Genomic DNA, 23088 nt, shown 5'->3' on the forward strand with positions numbered 1-23088 from the left:
AATTTTATAGCGCAAAAAAGCACTCCAGAGGGGTGCTTTTTTTATTTTTGATAATTGCACTACCTCAAATAACTGAATCAGATACACAGAGTCTTACTTTTATCTAAAGATCGCTTTCTATACAATCAAATAAAACCTAGACAGCTTTTAGGCTTCACAAGAATTACATCCAGGACGAATAAAATGAGTAAAGACAATATCCGAGAACATTCTGCTCCCGTCTATGAAGGCATCGAGAATGCACCGGCCCGTTCCATGATGCGTGCCACCGGTTTTCAGGATGAAGACTTTACTCGTCCGTTTATCGGGATCGCGTCAACCTGGGCCAATGTGACCCCTTGCAATATGCATATTGATGGCCTGGCACGTACAGTCGAGCAGGGCTTGAATGCTGCCGGTGGTAAGGGCATTATCTTCAATACCATCACTATTTCTGATGGGATTTCCAACGGTACTGAAGGCATGAAATATTCCTTGCTATCGCGGGAAATTATTGCCGATTCGATTGAAGCAGTAGTTGGTTGTCAGGCCTATGATGGCGTGATTGCCATTGGCGGTTGTGATAAAAATATGCCGGGCTGCATCATGGGCTTGGCACGCTTAAACCGTCCGGGTCTGTTTATTTATGGCGGTACCATCAAGCCGGGTGAAGGCCATACTGACATGATTTCTGTATTTGAAGCGGTCGGTCAGCATGCCAAAGGCGAAATTAATGCGATTCAGGTGAAACACATTGAAGAAGTGTCGTTGCCGGGCCCAGGTTCTTGTGGCGGGATGTACACCGCGAACTCCATGGCCTCTGCGATTGAAGCCCTCGGTATGAGCCTACCGGGTTCATCAGCACAGGAAGCGGTGTCTGAAGACAAACAGATCGATTGTGCCTGTGCTGGTGAAGCAGTGATGAACCTACTTCGTCTGGACATCAAGCCACGTGACATCATGACCAAAGCGGCTTTTGAAAATTCAATTAAAGTATTGATTGCATTGGGTGGATCAACCAATGGGGTGCTACATCTTTTGGCAATGGCGCATACGGCGGGTGTGGAGCTGAGCCTAGATGACTTTGTACGAATTGGAAAAGAAATTCCTGTCGTGGCTGATGTCCGCCCATCCGGTAAATACCTGATGTCAGAACTGATTGCTATTGGTGGAATCCAGCCATTGATGAAACGCATGCTGGATGCTGGCATGCTAGATGGTTCCTGCCTGACTGTGACTGGAAAAACACTGGCAGAAAACCTGGCCGATGTAGAAGATTATCCTGAAGGTCAGCAGATTATCTTGCCATTCGACAAACCGGTGAAAAAAGATTCGCATTTGATCATTATGAAAGGCAACCTGTCACCGAATGGTGCAGTCGCCAAAATTACCGGTAAGGAAGGTCTATATTTCAAAGGACCGGCACGGGTGTTTGAAGGCGAACAGGGCGCGATGCGCGGGATTCTGGATGGCGAAGTTCAACCAGGTGAAGTAGTTGTCATTCGCGGTGTCGGGCCTAAAGGTGGGCCGGGTATGCCGGAAATGCTGAAACCGACTTCTGCCATTATTGGTAAAGGTCTGGGGGATTCAGTCGCACTGATTACTGATGGCCGTTTCTCAGGTGGAAGTCATGGTTTTGTGATTGGTCATGTCACACCGGAAGCCTATGAGGGTGGCCCGATTGGTCTGGTACAAAATGGCGATGAAATTTCCATTAATGCGGAAACCCGTGAAATGACTTGGCATATTTCGAATAAAGAGCTTGCTGCACGTCAGGCGGCCTGGGTGAAACCGAAACCGAATTACACTCACGGGGCACTGGCGAAATTCGCCAAACTAACCTCTGGGGCGGAGACCGGGGCCGTGACTGACCTAAATCTTGAAATCTAAAGTCCTAGAAAACATTGAACATTTGTTGCTGACTTGATATAAGTTTTGCACAAGACTTATATCAGGTCATAAACATCCTCATAATAGGATGTTGAATAAAACGATCCTGCTGGCAAGGGCTGGCATGACAAAATCTTTTCGAGGCACCTCTCATGTCCCTGCTACGCCGTTGGTTTGATCCAATCCGATCGAGTTGGTTTTACCAGAAACCAGTTCGTCAAACGGTGTTATCTATTGAAGATGGCTTGAGCATCCATTTAAGACTGGATGATGTTTATAGTTATCTGGCGGTACAACAGTTACCGCAACTAGAAGAAATTCTCAGTCCGGAACTGAAGCCACTCAAAGTCATCATTTCAGATCAGCGGGCTGAACCGCCTAATCAAATGTCTTTTGATGAATGGCAGCACTATTGCCTGAATGATGCCAAAATTTTATCTAAACAGCATCGTTTCAGCTTTCATGACACCCCAGAATTACCGACAGCTGACGCCTTAAAGCAGGCAGAAAATATCCTGAGAAATACACCGTTACGCGGACAGGATTTTCTATATTTGCTAGAAGATGTATTCCATATGCTCTGGCAAAAACAGAACGGAAAATTGCGCACCTTATATGCGATGGCCAGCCGTCATTATGCGCCGCAGAATTTTCCGGAACGAATTTTTGAGCATAGTCCGATTCTGGCCAGCTATTTCCAGTTTGGCGGACGCCAGTATCAGGCGGTAGATGACTTGTTACGTCTGACCCGTCGCCTGAAACAGCAGAGATTACTGACCGGCAACCCGATTTTCCTGATCAATCATATTGAATGGCGCGAGCATCTAATCAGTGATGCCGAAGAGCTGAATGAAATCCAGTCCATGGACCCGGAGCTAGACCTGTATATCGCTCTGGAAGATCCGATTTCCTGGTTATTGTTGGCCTATATTAAAGAAGAGCTGGCTGATTTTTATAATATCCAGTTGAATGTTTATCCGCTGTCTTATCAGGGACGGGACTGGTTTGACTGGAGTCTGGCGACGCGCTTATCCAAGCGAACTGAAGTCAAATTTACCCCATTCTGCCGGCCAACCGAGCAGGCCGTGATGCCGATGGCGCAATTGTTTTATAGCTGTCCGGAAGAGCAGCGGATTGAAGCCATGTACCAGATTCTGGAAGCGGTCTGGACTCGTGGTTATGATCTGTCTTATGCAGCGCATTTCAAGCGTATGCAGCAGGAACTGAATATTACTGAACTGACTCAGGAAGATGTTCTGGCCAAGTTGCAGGAAAATGACACCTTATGTGAAATGAAGTCCCAGCCGAATTTACCGGTCCTAGAACTGCGTATTGATGGGCAAAGTTATACATTTAATAGCTTATATCGTGTCTGGATGATTGAAAGTATTTTCAGTAATGTGTTAGAAGAAAAGTATAAGAGTGATAACTAAACTGAAAGTGACTGAATAAACATGGAAAAAATCAAAGCTGAATCATTACAACATGCACGTCAACAGATCGATGCCATTGATACAGCTTTAGTCGAGCTGATCGCTGCGCGTCAATTTTATGTTGATCAAACCACCCGTTTTAAAAAAACTGAAACTGATCTGCAATCACCGGAGCGTATGGAGCAGATTGTGGAAAATGTCAAAGCCTTGGCACAACAGCAGGGTGTGGATCAGGCGTTTATTGAGCATCTGTACCGGGAAATGTTCCAGTATTTCATTCAGCGTGAACTGAAAGAGTTTCGTCCTTAAACAATTTTCATATCCGATTTTTGCTGATGAATCTGATCAGTTTCAGCACCTCCATCTGAAGCCTCAAGATTTACTTGAGGCTTCCTTCTTAAAACCCTGATTTTACTCTATTCGTGATTTCTATAGCATGGGCTTAAATCAATTTAGGGTCATCAGATGACTGCTTTTGTTATTGCTATTTTTGCTCTGGCTGGTCTGATTAAAGGCACCATTGGATTAGGTTTGCCTGCGGTGTCCATGGGTTTGCTGACCATATTTATGAGCCCATTCCAGGCAGCAACTTTACTGATTGTGCCTTCGATGCTGACCAATTTCTGGCAACTCTTTGCCGAAGGTCATGTGCTGAAACTGATTCGCCGTTTCTGGCTATTGCTGGCAGGCATTATTGTGGGTTCAGTCTGGAGTATTTTCCCGACCTTAGGCCATTCTGAATTTCATAGTGAAGCCTTACTGGGGGGGATGCTTGCCCTGTATGGCCTATATGGTTTACTGGCGAAACGGATGCCAGATTTAAGCCAGTATGAAAAGTGGCTTTCTCCGATTATGGGATATCTCGGGGGGGCCTTGACCGTGGCAACCGGGGTAGTGGTAATTCCAGTGGTACCTTATTTGCAAACCCTGCATTTAAAACGTGATGATCTGGTTCAGGCCTTAGGATTGGTATTTACCACCTCGACAGTGTGTTTGGCAATTTTCCTGCACCAAAACCCGGTGGAAGATATGCCGATTGATTATGCCATGTCGGCGATTGCACTGATTCCGGCCTTGATCGGGATGTGGTTCGGCAAAAAAATCCGTTCCCGTATCCCTGAACAGAAATTCCGGACAGTATTTTTTATCGGCCTGATCGCCTTAGGCAGCTATATGATGCTGCATCAATTCGGCTGGATTTAATTCAGGATTTTTTGTACATCCGCAGAAATGAGGAACTGGCTAAAGTGCTGATAGGCCGTGCTTAGTTCATCAAAGTTCTTTGCAGCTAACAATAACTTGCGGTTGGCCCAATCTCCCGTCAGTTGGATTTGCTGAAATGCATAGAGCTTCGACAAACGTTGTGCAGCACGTTTTGGCATGATCGCGATACCTACACCATTGGCCACAACCTGGGCAATGGCGGCAAAATTTGGTAAGCGTAAGCGGTATTGAATTTCACAGTTCAGCAAGCGAGCCTGAGTTTCGATGGATTGCTGCAAAGAGTGATATTGCATCAGACCAACAAAAGGATAACTCAGACAGTCTGCTAATTTTAATGCCTGATTCGTTGCCAGACCATGCGGTTCAGGGCAGATCAGCACCAGAGGATCATCTGAAAATTCCAGAGTCTGTAATTGAGGGGCAGGAAAAAAACTGGAAATAAGTCCTAGTTTGGCAGTACCACTCGCCAAAGTCGCAATGATGTCATTGCTCTCTGCTTCTTTGAGATCGATCTGGATATTTGGGTTATTCACCAGATACTGTGGCAATAATAGAGGAAGGTACTCACTTTGTGCTGAAGAGTTACACCATAAGCTGATATTGGAATTGAGTCCTTCACTAAAACCGGCCATGGCTTGAGACAACTGTTGTTCCTGTTGCAACAGGGCTTGGGCATGCTCAGCAAAGACCTGTCCCGCAAAAGTCATTTTCACCCCGCCAGAATGGCGGCTGAACAGACTGACCTGATATTGCTGTTCCAGCTTTTTAATCCGCTCACTGGCTGCCTGTAAGGAAATGGCAGAGCGTTCAGCACCTTTGGTCAGACTACCTGTGTCGACTATATTGAGAAAAAGACGTAAATCAAAAAAATCCAGACGCATCGGCAGGATGCTCATATAAAAGATCAGGCCTATTTAAACAATTCTTGCGATATAAAAAAAGCAGCCCGGAGGCTGCTTGAAAATTTAAGTCTTCGAATTATTTTTTATCGACCAGGCTAAAGAACCAGTTCAGGAATAACGCAGCAAAGGTCGCTGTACCAATTCCACCGAGGTTAAAGTTACCAAAGGTTAGAGCAAAGTCACCTGTACCCAGAATAATCGTTACTGCTGCCACCATCAGGTTTTTGTTCTGTGAAAAATCGACTTTATTTTCGATCCAGATTTTCGCACCGGCAATAGTAATCAGACCAAAGACCACAATTGAGGCGCCGGTTAAAATCGCTGTTGGAATGGTATGAATAATCGCACCAAATTTCGGCGATAAACCTAGGAATACCGCAAATACACCGGCAACAGCAAAGATAATCGTCGAGTAAACCCGGGTAACGGCCATCACACCAATATTTTCACCATAGGTAGTCATACCCGGTGCGCCCACACCACCTGCCAAGGTAGTTGCAATACCGTCCGCTACAAAGGCTTTACCGATATGCGGATCCAGATTTTCACCGGTCATGGCACCTACGGCTTTAATATGTCCCAAGTTTTCTGCAATCAGAATCAGGGCAATAGGCGCAATGATCAGCATGGCATTGGTATCAAATACTGGCGCATGGAAGCTCGGAACACCAAACCAGCCAGCTTGCTGAATGGGCGCAAAATCAATTGCAGTCCCATAGCCCATTACATTACTTAAAATGTAGTAAATGAAGTAAGCCAGCAATAAACCGATCAAGAGCAATAAACGCTGTACCAGACCTTTGGTAAACACCGCAATGGAACCCATACACAGGACGGTCACCAGTGACATCCACATATTAAAGGTATTGCCCATGACGTTTTTCACAGTCACAGGGGCCAGGTTCAGACCAATAATCATCACCACCGCACCGGTCACTACAGGCGGCATCAATTTTTCAATCCAGCGGGTTCCTGTTGCCATGACCAGAACACCCATCAAGGCATAAAGCACACCACAGGCAATAATCCCGCCAGCGGCGACACCAATATTTGGATTTAGTCCGCCAGCACCTGCATAACCGGTTGCCGCAATCACTACCCCAATGAACGCAAAGCTTGAACCCAGATAACTTGGTACACGACCACCCGTGATCAGGAAGAACAGGATGGTACAGATCCCCGACATTAAAATGGCCAGATTGGGATCAAAACCCATTAGAAATGGCGCCAGTACCGTCGCACCGAACATGGCAAAGGCATGTTGTACCCCCAAGATCAGGGTCTGGGCAGGCGGTAAATACTCTGCGGTACCTACTGGTCGTGCATCGATACTACCCTTATAAGGGCGCCACTTGGGAAACCAATTGGACATAAAATGAGCACTCAAAAGATAAATTGTGCACATCATACTCTTGTTTTTTAGAAGATTTAATCACTGAAACAAAATTTTTGTTCAAATTAATTCTATGACTTTATTTGAGATTTTACCGTGCGGTAAAAGTTTTTTAAATCAAAACTAAAGTTAAATCAGTGGATTAATTCCCGGACAATTCATATTTAACTTCTATAAGTAATTTTAATTTGATATATAAATAAAGCTTTTTTTGGCTATTGACTGATCAATAAAAAAGCACATCGTGTAGATGTGCTTTAAATGGAAGAGAAAAAAATCAACCGGTATTTCGTAAACCGGCGGCAATGCCGGCAATACTCACCATCAGGGCATGATCGACCGGAGTGTGTTCAGCCTGCTGCTGTTCCAGATATAACCGACGACGTTTCATCAGTTCGGCTTGTAGTAAATGGAGCGGTAACAGATAAGGTTTACGCACGGTCATGGACTGATCCAAGACGCCATTACTGCTGAGCAGTTTTGATTCCCCTTTTAAGGTTAATAAGGTCTGAATAGCATCCTGCAAGCGTTGACGCAGTTCCGTGCCGAGCTCTTTCAGATCTTCATCCTGAGTCAGATGCGATTCGTAATAGAGCGCGACATTGCTGTCTGCTTTGGAGAGTACCATTTCCAGCATATCAATCAGGGTCTGGAAATAAGGCCATTCAGTTAGCATTTCATCTAGAATTGTACGTTGCCCTTGATCCAGTACCTCATTTAATGCGGCACCGGTACCCAGCCAGGCCGGTAACATCAAACGGATCTGGGTCCAAGCAAAGACCCAGGGAATGGCACGCAAGGATTCAATCCCACCGCTGACCTTACGTTTGGCCGGACGTGAACCAAGCGGCAACATTTGTAATTCCAGTTCTGGAGTTACGGTACGCAGGTATTTCACGAAATGTGGATTTTCACGTACTGTCTGACGATAGACCTGTACCGACAGATCCGTCATTTTATGCATCAGATCACGCCATTCCGGTTTCGGTTCGGGTGGCGGTAATAAAGTCGCTTCCAAAGTCGCTGCAGTATAAATTTCTAGATTTTGTAGCGCGATTTCTTCCAGACCAAATTTAAAGCGAATCATCTCACCCTGTTCAGTCACCCGGATGGCGCCTGAAATCGAACCCGGCGGTTGTGAGAACAGCGCTTGCTGGGTGGGTGCACCACCACGGCTGATCGAGCCGCCACGACCATGGAACAGGGTCAGCTGTATACCATGCTGTTTAGCAACTGCGGTCAGTTCTTCTTGCGCACGGTACTGTGCCCAGTTGGCTGACATAAAGCCGGCATCTTTGGCCGAATCCGAATAACCAATCATGACTTCATGCTTGCCCTGAATATGCTGCTTGTACCAGTGCATATTAAAGAGTGTCGACATGGTGTCAGCAGCGCCGTCGAGATCTTTTAAGGTTTCAAATAAAGGCACTACCCGTAAAGGCTGTTTAATCCCGGCTTCTTTTTGCAGCAGCAAGACGGCCAGCACATCACTTGGATATTCGGCCATGGAAATAATATAGGCGCCCAGAGACTCACTTGGCTGTTCGGCCAATGTGCGCATGGTGGTAAACACTTCCTGTACATCTGGATGTTCAATCAGGCTAGCCGCTGGTTCATTCAGGTGTTTAGGTAGTAGAGGACGTTTACTTTGCAGTTCCTGCAACAGGAAGTTTTGACGGGCCTGTTCAGTCCAGGTTTCAAAATTACCCAGACCCAGATATTCAGTAATGGCTGAAATGGCCTGACGATGACGACCAGATTCCTGACGGATATCCAGTTTGAGCAGTTCAATGCCGAAACAGTTCACCCGGTAAATCAGGTCCAGCAGACTGCTATTGGCAAGTTCTGCCAGATTGCACGCCATCAATGAGCGATAACAGGTCAGTAAAGGTTTTAATAACTCATCTTTACTTTTAATCACTCGACTATCATCAGCATCTTTGCCATGCAGTTTTTCAGCCAGCCAAGCCCGGGTAATTTTTAGACGTTCACGGATATCGCGTAAATATTCACGGTACGGTTCAGGATGTTGATGGCCTAATGCCTGTGTAATTTCATCACTGCATTGCTGAATAGAAAGTTCCCAGCGCAGGTTTTCAATATCACGCAGATAAAGATCAGCTGCTTTCCAGCGTGACAACCACAATACTTCCTGAGTCACATTATGCGTCACATTCGGGTTGCCATCCCGGTCGCCACCCATCCAGGAAGCGAAACGTACCGGAGCAACATCTAGCGGCAAAGTCTGGCCACATTGTTCCTCAACCATGCCGTTCAGTTCACGGATGAATTTAGGCACCGCATTCCAGAGGGTTTGTTCAATTGTGGTAAAGCCCCATTTGGCTTCATCCACCGGGGTTGGACGATGCTGACGGATTTCATCAGTTTGCCAGGCAGAACTGATGAGCTGTTTTAAGTCAGCCAAAACTGCCTGACGTTCACGTGGGGTCAATTTCTGCTGGTCAAATTTGGACAGGGCATTATTGATACCATCATATTTCTGGATCAAGGTGCGTCGGCTGACTTCTGTTGGATGTGCGGTCAGCACCAGTTCAATCTTTAATTCACAGATTTGCTGATATAAGGTTTCTGCAGAAATTTCTTGCTGTTTGAATTTTTCAAATAAAGGCACCAGAGGATTTGGAGATTCTGTAGTTTCCTCAAATTCGCTTTGACGGCGACGACGTACCACATGGTACTGTTCGGCAATATTGGCAAAGTTTAGGAAATGGGTGAAGGCACGGGTCAATGGCAGGATTTCATGATCTTCTAAAGTCAGGAATAATTGTTCCAGCTGTTTTTCTGCTTCAACCTGTCCATCGCGAGCACCTTTCGATAAGGCCCGAATTTGCTCGACCTGATTAAACAAATCTTGCCCCGCATGTAACTTCAGGGTTTCTCCCAGTAGATTACCCAGTAAACGTACGTCTTCGCGTAGAGGTGCATCAATCTGTTGAACCATTTTTTATATTCCTCCGATTCTTCCTTTGACTATACCCCGACTGCATGACAATCCAAGTCTTTTGCAGACAAAAGTTGAATATTATTTGTTGATAATTGGATGAATTTTAGTCCTTACGCTGTTGCAAGGATCAGGCCAGATAGAAGAAATTTAACAGGAAATGGCATATTTCAGCATAAAGATCTCGATGGCCTGCTGGATGATCTGATGGCGTTGCTGCATGTCGGGTAGCGGACTTAAGCCCAATAAGACTTTGTGATGTCGCATACCTAACAGTAAGGACACCATCAGTTCGGTCTGATGCTGCGGATCATCAGTCTGGATAAATTGATGTTGCTGCGCCTGCTCAAAGAAATCATGCCAGGCCTGATTCAGCTTGATATGTGAGGCCGTATAAAAACGTTCCGCCAACGGATTTTTTTCATAAGCCAGTTGCATGATGAGCAGGTCCAGTTTGAGAGCTTCCGGCAGATTGGCAATATTGAATGAGCGCAGACAGATCTGATATAGCTTCTGCTGAAAATCATTATCAGGCTGCAGAACTTTAGGAGATTCCTGCAGAATTGCCTCACAGGTCTCTTCAACCGCACAGCTAAACAGCGTGGCCTTATCCTGAAAATGATTATAGACAGTGAGTTTGGTCACACCTGCCTCCAGCGCAATCTGGTTCATGCTGGAACCATGATAACCATGCTGTAAAAACAGCTGTTTCGCTGCGTTCAGAATACGCTGGCGTTTCTCCAGATCCTTGGGTCGTCCAACCGGTATTTGCACAATTCCATCCAAAAAAAATCAATATGGTCATTGTTTAGAGGTGGATCAGGAAATTTGAACAACACTTATAAGTGATATTTTGCTTCCCAAATGATGTTATAAACATCAATATATGGAGTATTTTATGGCACGTAGACCAAGAAGAAATCATTCAAATGATTTTAAAGCTAAGGTAGCACTTGCTGCGATTAAAGCAGAAAAAACACTTGCTGAATTGAGTGCTGAATTTGATGTTCATCAAAACCAAATTATCGACTGGAAAAATCAACTGATTTCAGCTTCCTCGCAAGCTTTCGATCAATCAAAAGCTCCAACAGAACCACCCATCGATCTAAAAAAACTACATGCAAAAATCGGTGAGCAGGCATTAGAAATTGATTTTTTAGAAGGTGTGTTGAAGAAACTGGGCCGCTTCAACCACAAAAGTTAATCGATGACTCACTTCAGATTTCAGTATCTAAGCAAGCTCAGCTGCTGAAAGTCTCCCGTGGTTGTTATTACTATCGCCCAAAACCTGTGAGTGCATCAGATCTGAAGCTGATGCGGTGTATGGATGAGTTACATATGCAATACCCTTTTGCAGGTAGCCGTATGATGCGTGATTTGTTGAATCGTCAAGGACATCATATAGGACGACGTCATACACGTACTTTAATGAAGAAAATGGGCATTAATGCGTTATATTGCAAACCAAATTTAAGCCAGGCTAATCAAGCTCACCGCAAATATCCATATCTGCTCAAAGGATTGGCTATTCAGCGCAGTAATCAAGTGTGGTCTACGGATATAACGTATATCCCTATGGCAAAAGGCTTTGTTTATTTATGTGCTGTGATTGATTGGCATAGCCGCAAGGTACTTGCGCATAGAGTATCGATTAGTATGGAGGTTACATTTTGCATAGAAACATTAAATGAAGCTATTGAAAAATATGGTCGACCTGAAATATTTAATACAGACCAAGGCAGTCAGTTTACCAGTGATGCATTTATTGATGTATTGAAATCAAATGGCATTCAAATCAGTATGGATGGTAAAGGTCGATGGGTTGATAATGTGATGGTTGAACGATTATGGCGGAGCGTTAAATATGAAGAGGTGTATCTCAAAGCCTACAGCAATGTTTTGGATGCGAAGAAGCAATTAAACGCATATTTTGAATTTTATAATTTGAAACGACCTCATTCGAGTCTGGACAAAATGACTCCAGATGAGTTTTACTATGACCAGCTACCACAACAAAATAAGGTAGCTTAACTAGAGCAGAGTATCACTTATAAATAAGCTTTTAGTTGTTCAAACATGTGGGACCACCTCTGTTTTAACTGCAGAATCCTAATTAGTGTACCGGGTGGTATATTAATTAAAAAATAAGCAATTTATATATCTACCTATTTTGCCCTAAAAATGATGATTAGATAAGAGCGAACAATAATGAGCACGATACAGATCGCACTGGCTGGCATGATCGTCCTATGCAGTATGGCTTTCTCAGGATGTAGCAAGGACAGCGCTGCAGCAGAACAGGAAGTTCCATTTGTCATGGTGACCACACCGAAAACTTCACATCAGGAATTGAAAAGCTATGCCGGTGATGTCCAGGCACGTCAGCAAACAGCACTGGCATTCCGGGTAGGCGGGCAGGTCACCCAGCGCTTTGTCGATGTGGGCGATCAGGTAAAAGTCGGGCAGGTCTTGGCGACCCTAGATGTGAAAGATGCCCAGCTCCAGCTCAATGCAGCACGTGCCCAGCTGGAAAGTGCTCAATCGGCCAGTAAAATTGCTCAGGATGAATTACAGCGTTTCAAGCAGCTGTTACCGACCAATGCCGTGAGCCGCTCGCAATATGATGCGATTGAAAATCAATACAAGGCAGCCGCGTCAAATCTGAAACAAGCTCAGTCCAATTATGATACGGCTAAAAACCAGACCGCTTATAACCAGCTCATTGCCAATAAAAGTGGGGTAATTACTGCACGCAATATCGAAATTGGTCAGGTCGTTGCAGCAGGGCAGGCCGCCTTTGAACTGGCGATAGCTGGTGAGCGTGAAGTCGTAATTGGGGTTCCTGAACAGGCAATTTCCGAAATTAAAACCGGTCAGCCGGCCTGGGTCACGTTATGGTCTAAACCGAATGAAAAATTCACCGCCTTTGTTCGTGAGATTTCACCAGCAGCAGATCAATCGCGTACCTTCCGGGTGAAAGTGGCTTTACGCGAAGGTAATAGCCAGATCCAGCTCGGTCAGAGTGCCCGGGTGTTCTTTCAGAACAGTCAGGACAATGTCCTTAGCGTTCCTTTATCCAGTGTTTCAGCGACCGATCAGCAGGCCTATGTAATGGTAGTCAAGCCGGATCATACTATTCGCAAAGTGCCGGTGCAGCTGGGTTCTTATGGCCGTGATTCTGTGCCAGTCCTCAGTGGTTTAAAGGCTGATGATTATGTGGTAATTGGTGGAGTGCATCTGCTGCGTGACCAGCAAAAAATCAATCCGATTGACCGTGAAAACCGTAGTGTGAAAATTCAGGCAGGGAGTTAAATATGAACTTTAACCTGTCTGAATGGGCCTTAAAGAATAAAGGTCTGGTACTGTATTTCATGATCCTGCTCGGTTTGGTGGGCATCGTATCCTATTCCAAACTGTCACAAAGTGAGGATCCGCCATTTACCTTTAAGGTGATGGTAATCCAGACCTACTGGCCGGGTGCCAGTGCTAAAGAAGTGTCCTTACAGGTCACCGACCGGATTGAAAAAGAGTTGATGACTACCGGACAGTATGACCGGATCATGGCCTATTCCCGTCCGGGAGAATCCATGGTGACTTTTATTGCCAAGGATTCCTTGGCTTCCAAGGATGTCGCAGATGTCTGGTATAACGTCCGCAAGAAAATCAATGATATTCGCCATGAATTGCCGCAAGGCGTACAAGGTCCATTCTTCAATGATGAGTTTGGCGATACCTTCGGCAACATCTATGTCATTAAAGGCAATGACTTTGATTATGCCACGCTTAAAGAATATGCCGACCGTTTGCAGTTACAGTTGCAACGGGTCAAGGATGTTGCCAAAGTTGAACTGATTGGACTTCAAGACCAGAAAATCTGGATCGAAATCTCCAACACCAAAGCTACCCAGCTCGGTATTCCGGTCACTGCCATTCAGCAGGCACTGCAGCAGCAAAATGCCATGACTCAGGCGGGCTTTTTTGAAACCGGTTCTGACCGGATTCAGGTACGGGTGAGTGGTGCGCTGAATAATGTCGAAGAACTGCAGCAGCTACCTTTACTGGTGAATGGCAAGACCATCCAGCTTGGCGATGTGGCGGAGGTTTATCGCGGCTTTACTGATCCGGCACAACCGCGTATGCGCTTTATGGGCGAAAATGGTATCGGTATTGCCGTATCGATGCGTAAAGGCGGTGACATCATTGCCTTGGGTAAAAATCTGGAACAGGAATTTGCCCGGTTGCAGAAAACTTTGCCTTTAGGAATGGATCTGCAAAAAGTTTCAGATCAGCCGGTAGCAGTGAAACGCAGTATTAATGAATTTATGAAAGTTCTGGCCGAGGCCGTAATTATTGTTCTCTTGGTGAGTTTTTTCTCACTCGGGTTCCGTACCGGTCTGGTGGTGGCTTTTTCGATTCCGCTGGTACTGGCAATGACCTTTGCCGGGATGCAGCTGTTTGATGTTGGTCTGCATAAGATTTCTCTGGGTGCCCTGATTCTGGCACTTGGCCTTCTGGTGGATGACGCGATTATTGCCATTGAAATGATGGCAATCAAAATGGAGCAGGGCTTTAGCCGCTTACAGGCGGCCGGTCATGCCTGGCGGACGACTGCTTTTCCAATGCTGACTGGAACCCTGATTACTGCTGCCGGTTTCCTGCCGATTGCGACAGCAGCGTCGAGTACCGGGGAATATACCCGCTCGATTTTCCAGGTGGTGACGCTGGCGCTATTAGTATCTTGGATTGCCGCAGTTCTGTTTGTGCCTTATCTGGGTGACAAACTCCTGCCAGATTTCAATAAGGATCTGGTGCAGAGAGCGCCATGGTATCAGCGTCTCTGGGCGCGTTTACGCAAACGCCCTGAACCGGAGCCGCTGGTGCATCATGCGGGTGAGCATCATGATCCTTATCAAACCAAGTTCTATCAGGGCTTTCGTCGTTGGGTGAATATCTGTGTCACCTACCGTAAAACGGTCATCGCGGCGACTGTCGGGATTTTTGTGCTATCCATTTTGATGTTTAATCTGGTGCCAAAACAATTCTTCCCGCCATCGAACCGTGCCGAAATTCTGGTGGATCTGAAACTGGAAGAGGGCGCTTCATTAAAAGCGACTGAGGCTGCGGTGAAAAAAGTTGAAAACTTCCTGTCCAAACAGGAGGGGATTGATAATTATGTGGTCTATATCGGTACCGGTTCACCACGTTTTTATTTACCTCTAGATCAGCAATTGCCGCAAGCCAGCTTTGCCCAGTTTGTGGTATTGGCTTCATCACTTGAAGACCGCAATGAAATCCGTAAATCCTTAAGCGACCAGATTCGGGTGCTGTTACCAGAAGCCCGTACCCGCGTATCTCTGTTGGAAAATGGCCCACCCGTCGGTTATCCATTACAGTTCCGTGTATCGGGTGAAGACCTTGGATTAGTCCGACAATGGGCACAGAAAGTTGCAGCGACGGTTGGAGACAATCCGAATACCACCAATGTACATCTGGACTGGGGCGAGCCAAGTAAAGTGATTAAACTGGATATCGATCAGGACCGCGCCCGTCAGCTTGGCGTGAGTAGTAGCGATTTGGCCAGTTTTCTAAATAGTTCAATTTCTGGAACTGCGATTGATCAATACCGTGAAAAACGTGAACTGATTGAAATCCGCTTACGGGGTGATCAGGCTGAACGTGTCGATGTCGGTTCACTGAGTAGTCTGGCTGTACCAACTACAAATGGGAGTTCAGTTCCTCTGGCCCAGATTGCCAAGATCGAATACAGCTTTGAAGAAGGCCTGATCTGGCATCGGAATCGCTTGCCGACTATTACTGTACGGGCCGATATCCGGACGCAACTGCAACCGGCAACCGTGGTGAATGAGTTGAAAGATCAACTTGAGCAGCTCAGAGCAGAAATGCCAAGTGGCTATCTGATTGAAGTAGGTGGAACAGTCGAAGAATCTGCGCGAGGGCAGAATTCAGTGAATGCGGGTATGCCATTGTTCCTGGCAGTGGTGATGACTTTATTGATGATCCAGCTTAGAAGTATTTCACGTGCCTTTATTGTCTTCCTAACGGCGCCATTGGGCATTATTGGCGTGGTCTTATTCCTGTTAATTTTCAATAAACCTTTTGGCTTTGTGGCCATGCTGGGTACGATTGCTTTGTCAGGCATGATCATGCGTAACTCATTGATTCTCATTGACCAGATTGAACAGGATATTCAGGCAGGTGAATCGCAATGGAATGCCATTATCAATGCCACAGTCCGCCGTTGCCGTCCGATTGTCCTTACTGCACTGGCTGCCGTTCTGGCCATGATCCCTTTATCCAGAAGCATTTTCTTCGGGCCAATGGCGGTTGCCATTATGGGAGGATTGATCGTTGCAACGCTATTAACGCTGTTTTTCCTGCCAGCCTTATATGCACAATGGTTTAAAGTGAAAAAAGTTTAAATTCTGTTTAAATTTGTCATAATTTCAGGTGCGAAATATTGAAAATTTCAATATAGTAGTGCCTGATTTTTTAATAATTCAAAAAAGACATACTGCTGCGGAACTTGCTTGTGCTGGGCCGCACACTAAGGTTGACTAAACATGACTCAAGACACACTCACCAAGATGCGACGCTCCGTGGCGATGGCTTATGTCTTCATGTTTTTTGCTTTGTTTACAGTGGTGAGCGGCATATTCGCCTACTGGTATGCACGTAAGGTGACCCAGATTGATTATGCCGAAGTCTGGTTACAGGCACAGGCACTCTGGATCATGCGTAATATTGTAATTTATTCAGTACTCGCGATTTTTGCAGCGCTCTGGTTCATTCCATTATTTTTCTTCGCCTGGGATAGCCAGCTTTGGGTGAAAGCCTGCACAGTCGCAGGTGTAGTATTCAGCTTTATTGCCATTATTTTCCTCATTAATGCCTGGTTCAAAGGCATCTTCAAATTTTCTCAAAACAAAGCCGTATTCTAAGCTTTCAATTTTTTTTCAGAATTCCCCTTGTAAAGCTGGGTTTAACCCCAATTTTAGACCACAGTCAATATTAAATAGAATTCCGTGAGGAGCATCGCCAGACATGGCTAAACGTGATTATTATGAGGTTTTGGGCGTCTCTAAAACCGCTAGTGATGATGAAATTAAAAAAGCCTACCGTAAGTTGGCGATGAAATATCATCCAGACCGTAACCCGGACAATCCTGAAGCTGAAGAGAAATTTAAAGAGGCTTCAGAAGCGTATGAAGTTCTGTCAGACAGCGAGAAACGCAGCATGTACGACCGCATGGGCCATCAAGCCTTTGAAGGTGGTATGGGTGGTGGTGCTGGCGGCTTCGGTGGTTTCAGTGCGGAAGATATTTTCAACCAGTTTGGGGATATTTTCGGTGGAGCCTTTGGTGGGGGTGGCCGTGGCCAGCAACGTCAACGCCGTGGTTCAGACTTACGCTATGTGATGGAATTGACCCTTGAAGAAGCAGTGAAAGGCGTTAAGAAAACCATTACTTTTACTGCACCAGCGCCATGTGACGCCTGTGATGGTAAAGGTTCTAAAAATCCGAACGATGTTGAAACCTGTCCAACCTGTCATGGTGCCGGCCAGGTACGTATGCAGCAAGGTTTCTTCTCGGTACAGCAAACCTGTAGTACCTGTCGTGGCCAGGGCAAGATCATCAAGAATCCATGTAATAAATGTCATGGTTCAGGTGTATCTGACCGTCAGCAAACTTTGGAAGTTACTATTCCAGCCGGGGTGGACAATGGCGACCGCGTACGCTTGACTGGTAAAGGTGAAGCGATCCGTGATGGCCAATCAGGTGATCTATACGTTGAAGTCGTGGTACGTGAACACGAAATCTTCCAGCGTGACGGTGCAGATCTGTATATGGATGTGCCAATTTCAATTGCGGATGCAGCTTTGGGTAAAGAAGTTCAGATTCCGACATTAGATGGTCGTGTCAGCCTGAAAATTCCTGAAGGTACGCAAACCGGTAAACTGTTCCGCCTACGTGGTAAGGGCGTGAAACCAGTACGTTCAACCATGCAGGGTGATCTGCTTTGCCGTGTTGTTGTAGAAACACCGGTGAACCTGACTGCACGTCAACGTGAACTGTTGAAAGAGTTGCAAGCGACCATGGAAGATGAGGGCAGCCAGTCTTCTCCAAAGAAAAAATCTTTCTTTGATCGGTTGTTTGACTGATCTGGATAGATAAAAAAGGACGCTCAGGCGTCTTTTTTTATGGCTTAAATTCGGGAAAGGCGTATGAGTTAATTATTAGATAGAAATGATAAGAAAATTATTCTTTTAATAGTATTAGCTTTTTAAGAAGGATTTATATTCCTCACGCAGAGAAATATAAATCCTGTCATATTATTGCGCTTCAGTGGCTTGAGCTTCTGATGCTGGAGCTTCACTTGCAGGTGCTTCAGCAGCTTGAACTTCAGATGCAGCTGTTTCAGTTGCAGCAGGAGCTGTTTGTGCTACTTCTTCAGCAGCAAAAGTTTGTGATGCAGCAATTAACGCTACCCCGGCAAAAGTTAATTGAACTAATTTCATATAAATTTCCTTGTATTAAAAATAGTGTACTACTCAGTACACTTGGCAAAAATATTGACATAAAATGTAGATATTGATGTTTTTTTGTGTGTACTTATGTTTGCTAATGTAATTTGGTGTTATTTAAATAATTGAAATATAAGATTAATCATTAATCTCATAAAATTGAGCAAGTGGCAAAATATATAAGAAAATGGATCCTTTAATGTGATGTATGTTACATATTTTCATATCTAAAGGATGAAATTTAATTTAAATTCTAAAAGAAAAACCCCAACATTCTGCCGGGGTTTTTCGTATGGGTTCACTCGGTATAACTCCTGTCGTACCTTACTGTCCTTGTGCTGATCTATTGTTATTCTTGTTTGGAACTTCCTGTTCCTGATGAGTTCATCATAGGAAACTTCCAGTATTCTGGATAGCAGCAAAAGGCCGAGATTAATGTGAGCCAAAGCGTACAAAGAGTCTGGCTTTACCTTTGCCAGATAGAAAAAATACTTTGTCTTTTAAGACCTCATCATCAGGATATGAAAATCCTGAATTAATGATCTCTCCATTCATTTAACTAATAAAATATTGTGAATAATCGGGAATATTAAAAGAATTGTTACAAAAACTGATTTCTATTAAATTTTTAGCAATCATGAGATTATTAAGAATTTGATATATAAAATTAATTTTTATGCTGACAATCTTACTAAATAGGAAGGATTTAGAAGGTTATTTAATCTGTCGATTCCTCAAAACTTGCAGAACATTTTCTAATTTGTAATCCTTGCGACCAAGGGTGTCTAGCTGAGCTAAGGCAGGTATTTGTTGTAGTCGGGCCGCTACAACTGATAACAGGTGCCTGTATGTTTAATTTAAAGATTTTTAATAAGATCTCTACCGAAGTTTTGACCTTAAAAAATGACCTTGAGCTGAATTCCGAGATTCAACTCATCACTAAATATAAAACATCGATTTGTGAAGATTATAAAAAAGCGATTATTTTGATCTTTAAAGAACGTGGATATACCAGCTTGGAAGTCGGTCAACTACTTGATGCTTGATCCTTAAACATTCCTAAATTTAAAAAAGTATGGATTTATACTTTCATTTACCCAAGCAATCCATCGCGTTTCATCGAAAATAATGCCATGCGCTAAAGGCATATGCTTCAGTACGCGATAATGGATATTTAATTCAATAATATCAGTAATACTTATATTGCTGAGGCGGTCAAGTTGGAGTTTCAATATATTTCCCTTAAATGCAAATGATCTGAATATGAAAAATCAAGATCATACGTATTATGGAAAAATATTTTTATCTTATTAAATTCAATTATTTATAATTAAAATTTAATCTTTATTAACTAGAATTTTTCTTTAAATGAGTTTATCTCTGACTAAGCATTTAATCATTATTCCTCTAATGGAATTATTTTTCTTTTTACTCGTCCATAAACTATTGTTTAAATGGACTGCATATCAAAAACCCTCATGACCTTCTTTAATTCTTTTCATTGATTTTTATGCGATCAATCTTAGTGTTATGAGCGAGTTTTGCTATAGTAAGAGCAATTTCGAATCAACATCAGGACTATGTTATGTCAGTGACACCACGCATTGGGATTTTAGGTGCAGGCGGCCGTATGGGACGCATCCTTATTCAGGCGGTGAAAGAAGCCGGTTACCAATTGGCAGCAGCTGTTGAGCGCCCTGAAAGCTCACTCATTGGTGCAGATGCCGGTGAACTGGCTGGCGTAGGGAGCCTGGGTGTAAAGGTTGTCGGCCATCTTGAAGAAGTGGTCAAAGACTGTGACGTGGTGATCGACTTTACTGCACCTGCTGCGACGGTGAATCATCTTAAAATCTGCCGTGAAAATGGCGTTGCGATCGTGATTGGTACGACTGGTATGAATGACGAACAAAAGGCTTATCTGGATGAATCTGCAAAAGAAACACCAGTGGTCTATGCAGCGAACTATTCAGTAGGTGTGAACGTTTCGATCAAACTACTGGAACTTGCCTCTAAAGTCTTTGGTGATACGGTCGATATTGAAGTGATCGAAGCACATCACCGCCATAAAGTGGATGCGCCATCAGGTACAGCTCTCATGATGGGTGAAGCGATTGCTGGAGCACTGGGTCGTGATCTGAAAAAAGATGCGGTATATCACCGTGAAGGACATACGGGTCCACGTGAACGTAAAAGCATTGGTTTTCAGACCATTCGTGGCGGTGATATCGTTGGTGAACATACTGCAATGTTTATTGGCGAAGGCGAACGCGTTGAAATTACGCATAAAGCCACCAACCGTATGAACTTTGCAGCGGGTGCCGTACGTGCAGCAGCTTGGGTCGTTGGTCGTGATGCACGTAAATATGACATGAAGGACGTACTTGGTTTTAACGATATTCAAGTATAAATTTTCGTCAAAATCCTATATAAAAATAACTTAAAACTAAAATAAGATGACAATGGAATGAAGAAATTAATATTAATGGCGTGTGCTGTAGCCTTTGCCGCTACAGCACAGTCGACCTCTGTGCAGAATGCCAAACTCAGCATTAATAAAAATAATATTAAAGTCTGGACCTATCAGGATGAGCGGAATCCCGTTTTTCTCTATAAAGCCGAAACCACCTACAATGTCCCGATTGAGAATGCCGTTTCTCTGATTCTGGATGTTGATCATGCAGTGAAATGGGTGCCTTATATGGGCAGTATCAAGGTGCTGTCGCGTGATGATAAAAAAGGTGATTTCACATTGTATATGGTGTTGGATTTTCCATTCCCTTTAAAAGACCGTGATCTGATCGTACAAGGCAAAATGATCAAGGATGCCAATGGACAGATTACGATCAAAAATAAAGCGATTCAGACTGGGTATGCCCTAAACCCGAATTATGTACGTTTGACTGATTATCAGGGAGACTGGACTTTCCAGAAACTGGCCAATAACAAGGTCAAGGTATCGACTTATGGCTATGCCAATCCTGAAGGTTCGATTCCTTTAACCTTTGTGAATATGTTTGTGCAGCAGCAGCCTTATCAGATGCTGCAAAAGATGAAAACCGAACTGGCTAAACCTGTGGCAACGCCTGTGTTACCCGAAGCTTTACGCTAAATAGCTAATAAAAAGTCCGCATTAGGCGCAATGCTGTTCACTTAAGAGGAGCAGCATTGCGATCTACCGGATAACGGTTTTTTGACATCTTAACTGTTCGAGGTGTTGTTGGCCTCGAACGCCTTTTCAGAAACAGGCTACCTATCCCTGATCTCAGCTCCGATAGCCGCCTACCAGTCCCTGATAAGGGGTTAGCATTCGCCATCACAATCAGCTGAACGGCTATGTACTGGCATGCAGGCTTGAAACTGATATCCGATGGTGAACGCCCAAAGGCCACTGCTGCAAATGCCGCTTCTCGCCGAATAATATTGTAGGTCAGCAACAACCCTCACAACTCCTGATAAACTAGCTCTACTGTCTTGCTGCGAAGCGTGATGGCATTATGTTGCATCGAACTTTTGATATCCCGAAAGCTCAGCTCGATTTCCCAACGCTCTTGATAGAGCCTAGCGATATCCTTGGCAGGATATTGATCAGCCGGCAGTGAGGTCAGAACTGTTTTCATGATTCCACCCCGCACAGCATAACTGACTTGCCTGACTTCCCAATATTCGGGGAGCATCGGGTTTTTCTTTCTTGCCTGGGATGACACTTTCATCCGTACCTTCACATCACCTTCAGCATACGTCTCGATCACATCACTTTTCAGATTTTTGCGCTCTGGAATCAGCCAGTGACGACCTTGGCCTTGTATCGAGAGTGAAAGCAATAAATCTGCACTCCAAAAACCCTTGTCAAAAAAGGTGATGGAGTTATTCGGAATCTGACTGAGGAACTTTGCAGCCAAAGGAATCTCACCCCTGCGATAGGGGCTAATTTGTGCATCGACCAATGTATGTGAGCGTACATTCATCAGCGCGACGAGCCGTAGCATCGGAAATGGCGTCTGGCGCTGCGTAGAAGTGTTGCCTGAGCCAAAGTGCTCACGCAGATCAATCGTATCCTGAGTCCGGAAGAGCGCACCATCGACAGCAAAGATTTGAAGCCCCTGCCAATGATCATCTGGATATCGCTCATCTCATATCCCCAGTATTGACCCGTTTGGCGAAATAGCCACTCTACAGGATCTGCACCCAAACGCTTACGTGCTTCAGTCAAACCACTGCGCGCCAGTAGTTCAAGAGAGGCTAATCCCTGAGCGCAAATATTGAGTCTTCTTGCCACTTCATGGATGGGCTCATCCCGAAAAATTGCCATCCCAAGAACCAGCCAGAGAACTTGATCTGCAGGCAAGCGCCGCCTGCGGATAGTAGCTGAACTGCTCAACTTGAGTGCAGATTCGACCCACTCAATGGGGATGTTGTCAGTAAAGATACTGAGATCAGAGAAGTTAAACAGACTATTGAGGTCGACAAGATCCTGCTGAAACACTATAAAAAATCCGATGCCAAAGCTGACATCGGATTCTCTAATAAATTTCGCGGGGCTTCAAATGCTTAAGTGAACAGCATTGCGCATTAGGCGGACTTTTTTATGAAAGAAGTTTTAAGGGCATTGCTGCGTAGTCATATCTTGCTGGGGAACCAGTTTCATTTGAATTAAAACTAAAAGCAAAGCAACAGCACTGAGCCCAGCACCAGCAAATGAAACCGCACTTTGACATACTCCCACCACTTTCGTTTTCACTAAAGTGGGGGATTCTAAAAGCAAAG

At 44.6% G+C, this 23088-nt stretch carries 18 protein-coding genes and 1 pseudogene; 12 read left to right on the forward strand and 7 right to left on the reverse strand.

Features of this window, described 5'->3' with window-relative positions; genetic code table 11:
* Window positions 1-183 precede the first annotated feature (183 nt).
* The 4 genes from ilvD (at window position 184) to C3F22_RS14670 (ending at window position 4505) form a co-directional block, all read left to right on the forward strand.
* A complete protein-coding gene (gene ilvD, locus C3F22_RS14655) occupies window positions 184-1869 on the forward strand; it encodes a dihydroxy-acid dehydratase (RefSeq protein ID WP_104426823.1) in 1686 nt (561 codons plus the stop codon).
* A gap of 152 nt (window positions 1870-2021) precedes the next feature.
* The gene (locus C3F22_RS14660; RefSeq protein ID WP_104426824.1) at window positions 2022-3302 is read left to right on the forward strand and encodes a hypothetical protein; all 1281 of its coding nucleotides are present in this window, start codon (window positions 2022-2024) and stop codon (window positions 3300-3302) included.
* A 21-nt stretch (window positions 3303-3323) separates the two neighbouring features.
* Window positions 3324-3611, forward strand: coding sequence for a chorismate mutase (locus tag C3F22_RS14665; RefSeq protein WP_004780403.1), 288 nt, complete (start codon window positions 3324-3326; stop codon window positions 3609-3611).
* Between the two features lie 156 nt (window positions 3612-3767).
* The gene (locus C3F22_RS14670) at window positions 3768-4505 is read left to right on the forward strand and encodes a sulfite exporter TauE/SafE family protein (RefSeq protein WP_104426825.1); all 738 of its coding nucleotides are present in this window, start codon (window positions 3768-3770) and stop codon (window positions 4503-4505) included.
* Here C3F22_RS14670 and C3F22_RS14675 read toward each other — a convergent pair.
* From C3F22_RS14675 to C3F22_RS14690, 4 genes are all read right to left on the reverse strand, one after another.
* Window positions 4502-5407 (reverse strand): LysR family transcriptional regulator, encoded by a 906-nt coding sequence (locus C3F22_RS14675; protein ID WP_104426826.1) that lies wholly within the window; start codon window positions 5405-5407, stop codon window positions 4502-4504. The two genes, C3F22_RS14670 and C3F22_RS14675, sit on opposite strands and share 4 nt — an antisense overlap.
* Window positions 5408-5504: 97 nt before the next feature.
* Entirely contained in the window at window positions 5505-6800 is a 1296-nt protein-coding gene (locus C3F22_RS14680; RefSeq protein ID WP_104426827.1) for a solute carrier family 23 protein, read from the reverse strand.
* Between the two features lie 298 nt (window positions 6801-7098).
* Window positions 7099-9783, reverse strand: coding sequence for a phosphoenolpyruvate carboxylase (gene ppc, locus C3F22_RS14685; protein WP_104426828.1), 2685 nt, complete (start codon window positions 9781-9783; stop codon window positions 7099-7101).
* Between the two features lie 150 nt (window positions 9784-9933).
* Entirely contained in the window at window positions 9934-10557 is a 624-nt protein-coding gene (locus C3F22_RS14690; protein WP_104426829.1) for a TetR/AcrR family transcriptional regulator, read from the reverse strand.
* A gap of 124 nt (window positions 10558-10681) precedes the next feature.
* Between C3F22_RS14690 and C3F22_RS14695 the strand changes: the two genes are divergently transcribed.
* The 5 genes from C3F22_RS14695 (at window position 10682) to dnaJ (ending at window position 17961) form a co-directional block, all read left to right on the forward strand.
* Window positions 10682-11814, forward strand: a protein-coding gene (locus C3F22_RS14695; RefSeq protein ID WP_223235881.1) for an IS3 family transposase whose coding sequence is annotated in 2 segments (ribosomal slippage) — window positions 10682-10934 and window positions 10934-11814 — 1134 coding nt in all. Because the reading frame shifts where the segments join, the coding sequence is not laid out codon by codon here.
* Window positions 11815-11991: 177 nt separating this feature from the next.
* Window positions 11992-13095 (forward strand): efflux RND transporter periplasmic adaptor subunit, encoded by a 1104-nt coding sequence (locus tag C3F22_RS14700; protein ID WP_104426830.1) that lies wholly within the window; start codon window positions 11992-11994, stop codon window positions 13093-13095.
* Window positions 13096-13097: 2 nt separating this feature from the next.
* Window positions 13098-16223, forward strand: a complete 3126-nt coding sequence (locus tag C3F22_RS14705; RefSeq protein WP_104426831.1) for an efflux RND transporter permease subunit — start codon at window positions 13098-13100, stop codon at window positions 16221-16223.
* A gap of 141 nt (window positions 16224-16364) precedes the next feature.
* Complete coding sequence (locus C3F22_RS14710; RefSeq protein WP_104426832.1) at window positions 16365-16742, forward strand: hypothetical protein; 378 nt, start codon at window positions 16365-16367, stop codon at window positions 16740-16742.
* 103 nt (window positions 16743-16845) lie between these two features.
* A complete protein-coding gene (gene dnaJ, locus C3F22_RS14715; RefSeq protein WP_104426833.1) occupies window positions 16846-17961 on the forward strand; it encodes a molecular chaperone DnaJ in 1116 nt (371 codons plus the stop codon).
* A 171-nt stretch (window positions 17962-18132) separates the two neighbouring features.
* Here dnaJ and C3F22_RS14720 read toward each other — a convergent pair whose 3' ends face one another.
* Window positions 18133-18318: a hypothetical protein gene (locus C3F22_RS14720; protein WP_004780424.1), complete on the reverse strand. Its 186-nt coding sequence runs from the start codon at window positions 18316-18318 to the stop codon at window positions 18133-18135.
* 854 nt (window positions 18319-19172) lie between these two features.
* On the opposite strand from C3F22_RS14720, the gene C3F22_RS14725 reads away from it, so the two are divergent.
* Window positions 19173-19370, forward strand: coding sequence for a hypothetical protein (locus C3F22_RS14725; protein ID WP_104426834.1), 198 nt, complete (start codon window positions 19173-19175; stop codon window positions 19368-19370).
* A 3-nt stretch (window positions 19371-19373) separates the two neighbouring features.
* On the opposite strand, the gene C3F22_RS18300 is transcribed toward C3F22_RS14725, so the two are convergent.
* Entirely contained in the window at window positions 19374-19556 is a 183-nt protein-coding gene (locus C3F22_RS18300; RefSeq protein ID WP_155757182.1) for a hypothetical protein, read from the reverse strand.
* A 353-nt stretch (window positions 19557-19909) separates the two neighbouring features.
* Between C3F22_RS18300 and dapB the strand changes: the two genes are divergently transcribed.
* Complete coding sequence (dapB, locus tag C3F22_RS14730; RefSeq protein ID WP_104426835.1) at window positions 19910-20731, forward strand: 4-hydroxy-tetrahydrodipicolinate reductase; 822 nt, start codon at window positions 19910-19912, stop codon at window positions 20729-20731.
* Between the two features lie 57 nt (window positions 20732-20788).
* A complete protein-coding gene (locus tag C3F22_RS14735) occupies window positions 20789-21433 on the forward strand; it encodes an START domain-containing protein (protein ID WP_034170748.1) in 645 nt (214 codons plus the stop codon).
* Window positions 21434-21470: 37 nt separating this feature from the next.
* Here C3F22_RS14735 and C3F22_RS14740 read toward each other — a convergent pair.
* A pseudogene (locus C3F22_RS14740) lies at window positions 21471-22807 on the reverse strand (IS4 family transposase).
* Window positions 22808-23088 lie beyond the last annotated feature (281 nt).

It is taken from the genome of Acinetobacter sp. ACNIH1 (genome assembly GCF_002934695.1).
GTDB classification, from domain to species: domain Bacteria; phylum Pseudomonadota; class Gammaproteobacteria; order Pseudomonadales; family Moraxellaceae; genus Acinetobacter; species Acinetobacter variabilis.

Excerpts from the sequence above, each read along its gene's own strand:
- ilvD (WP_104426823.1), top strand. The coding sequence starts at position 184 with ATGAGTAAAGACAATATCCGAGAACATTCTGCTCCCGTCTATGAAGGC.
- C3F22_RS14660 (WP_104426824.1), top strand. The coding sequence starts at position 2,022 with ATGTCCCTGCTACGCCGTTGGTTTGATCCAATCCGATCGAGTTGGTTT.
- C3F22_RS14665 (WP_004780403.1), top strand. The coding sequence starts at position 3,324 with ATGGAAAAAATCAAAGCTGAATCATTACAACATGCACGTCAACAGATC.
- C3F22_RS14670 (WP_104426825.1), top strand. The coding sequence starts at position 3,768 with ATGACTGCTTTTGTTATTGCTATTTTTGCTCTGGCTGGTCTGATTAAA.
- C3F22_RS14675 (WP_104426826.1), bottom strand. The coding sequence starts at position 5,407 with ATGCGTCTGGATTTTTTTGATTTACGTCTTTTTCTCAATATAGTCGAC.
- C3F22_RS14680 (WP_104426827.1), bottom strand. The coding sequence starts at position 6,800 with ATGTCCAATTGGTTTCCCAAGTGGCGCCCTTATAAGGGTAGTATCGAT.
- ppc (WP_104426828.1), bottom strand. The coding sequence starts at position 9,783 with ATGGTTCAACAGATTGATGCACCTCTACGCGAAGACGTACGTTTACTG.
- C3F22_RS14700 (WP_104426830.1), top strand. The coding sequence starts at position 11,992 with ATGAGCACGATACAGATCGCACTGGCTGGCATGATCGTCCTATGCAGT.
- C3F22_RS14705 (WP_104426831.1), top strand. The coding sequence starts at position 13,098 with ATGAACTTTAACCTGTCTGAATGGGCCTTAAAGAATAAAGGTCTGGTA.
- C3F22_RS14710 (WP_104426832.1), top strand. The coding sequence starts at position 16,365 with ATGACTCAAGACACACTCACCAAGATGCGACGCTCCGTGGCGATGGCT.
- dnaJ (WP_104426833.1), top strand. The coding sequence starts at position 16,846 with ATGGCTAAACGTGATTATTATGAGGTTTTGGGCGTCTCTAAAACCGCT.
- C3F22_RS14720 (WP_004780424.1), bottom strand. The coding sequence starts at position 18,318 with ATGAAATTAGTTCAATTAACTTTTGCCGGGGTAGCGTTAATTGCTGCA.
- C3F22_RS14725 (WP_104426834.1), top strand. The coding sequence starts at position 19,173 with ATGTTTAATTTAAAGATTTTTAATAAGATCTCTACCGAAGTTTTGACC.
- dapB (WP_104426835.1), top strand. The coding sequence starts at position 19,910 with ATGTCAGTGACACCACGCATTGGGATTTTAGGTGCAGGCGGCCGTATG.
- C3F22_RS14735 (WP_034170748.1), top strand. The coding sequence starts at position 20,789 with ATGAAGAAATTAATATTAATGGCGTGTGCTGTAGCCTTTGCCGCTACA.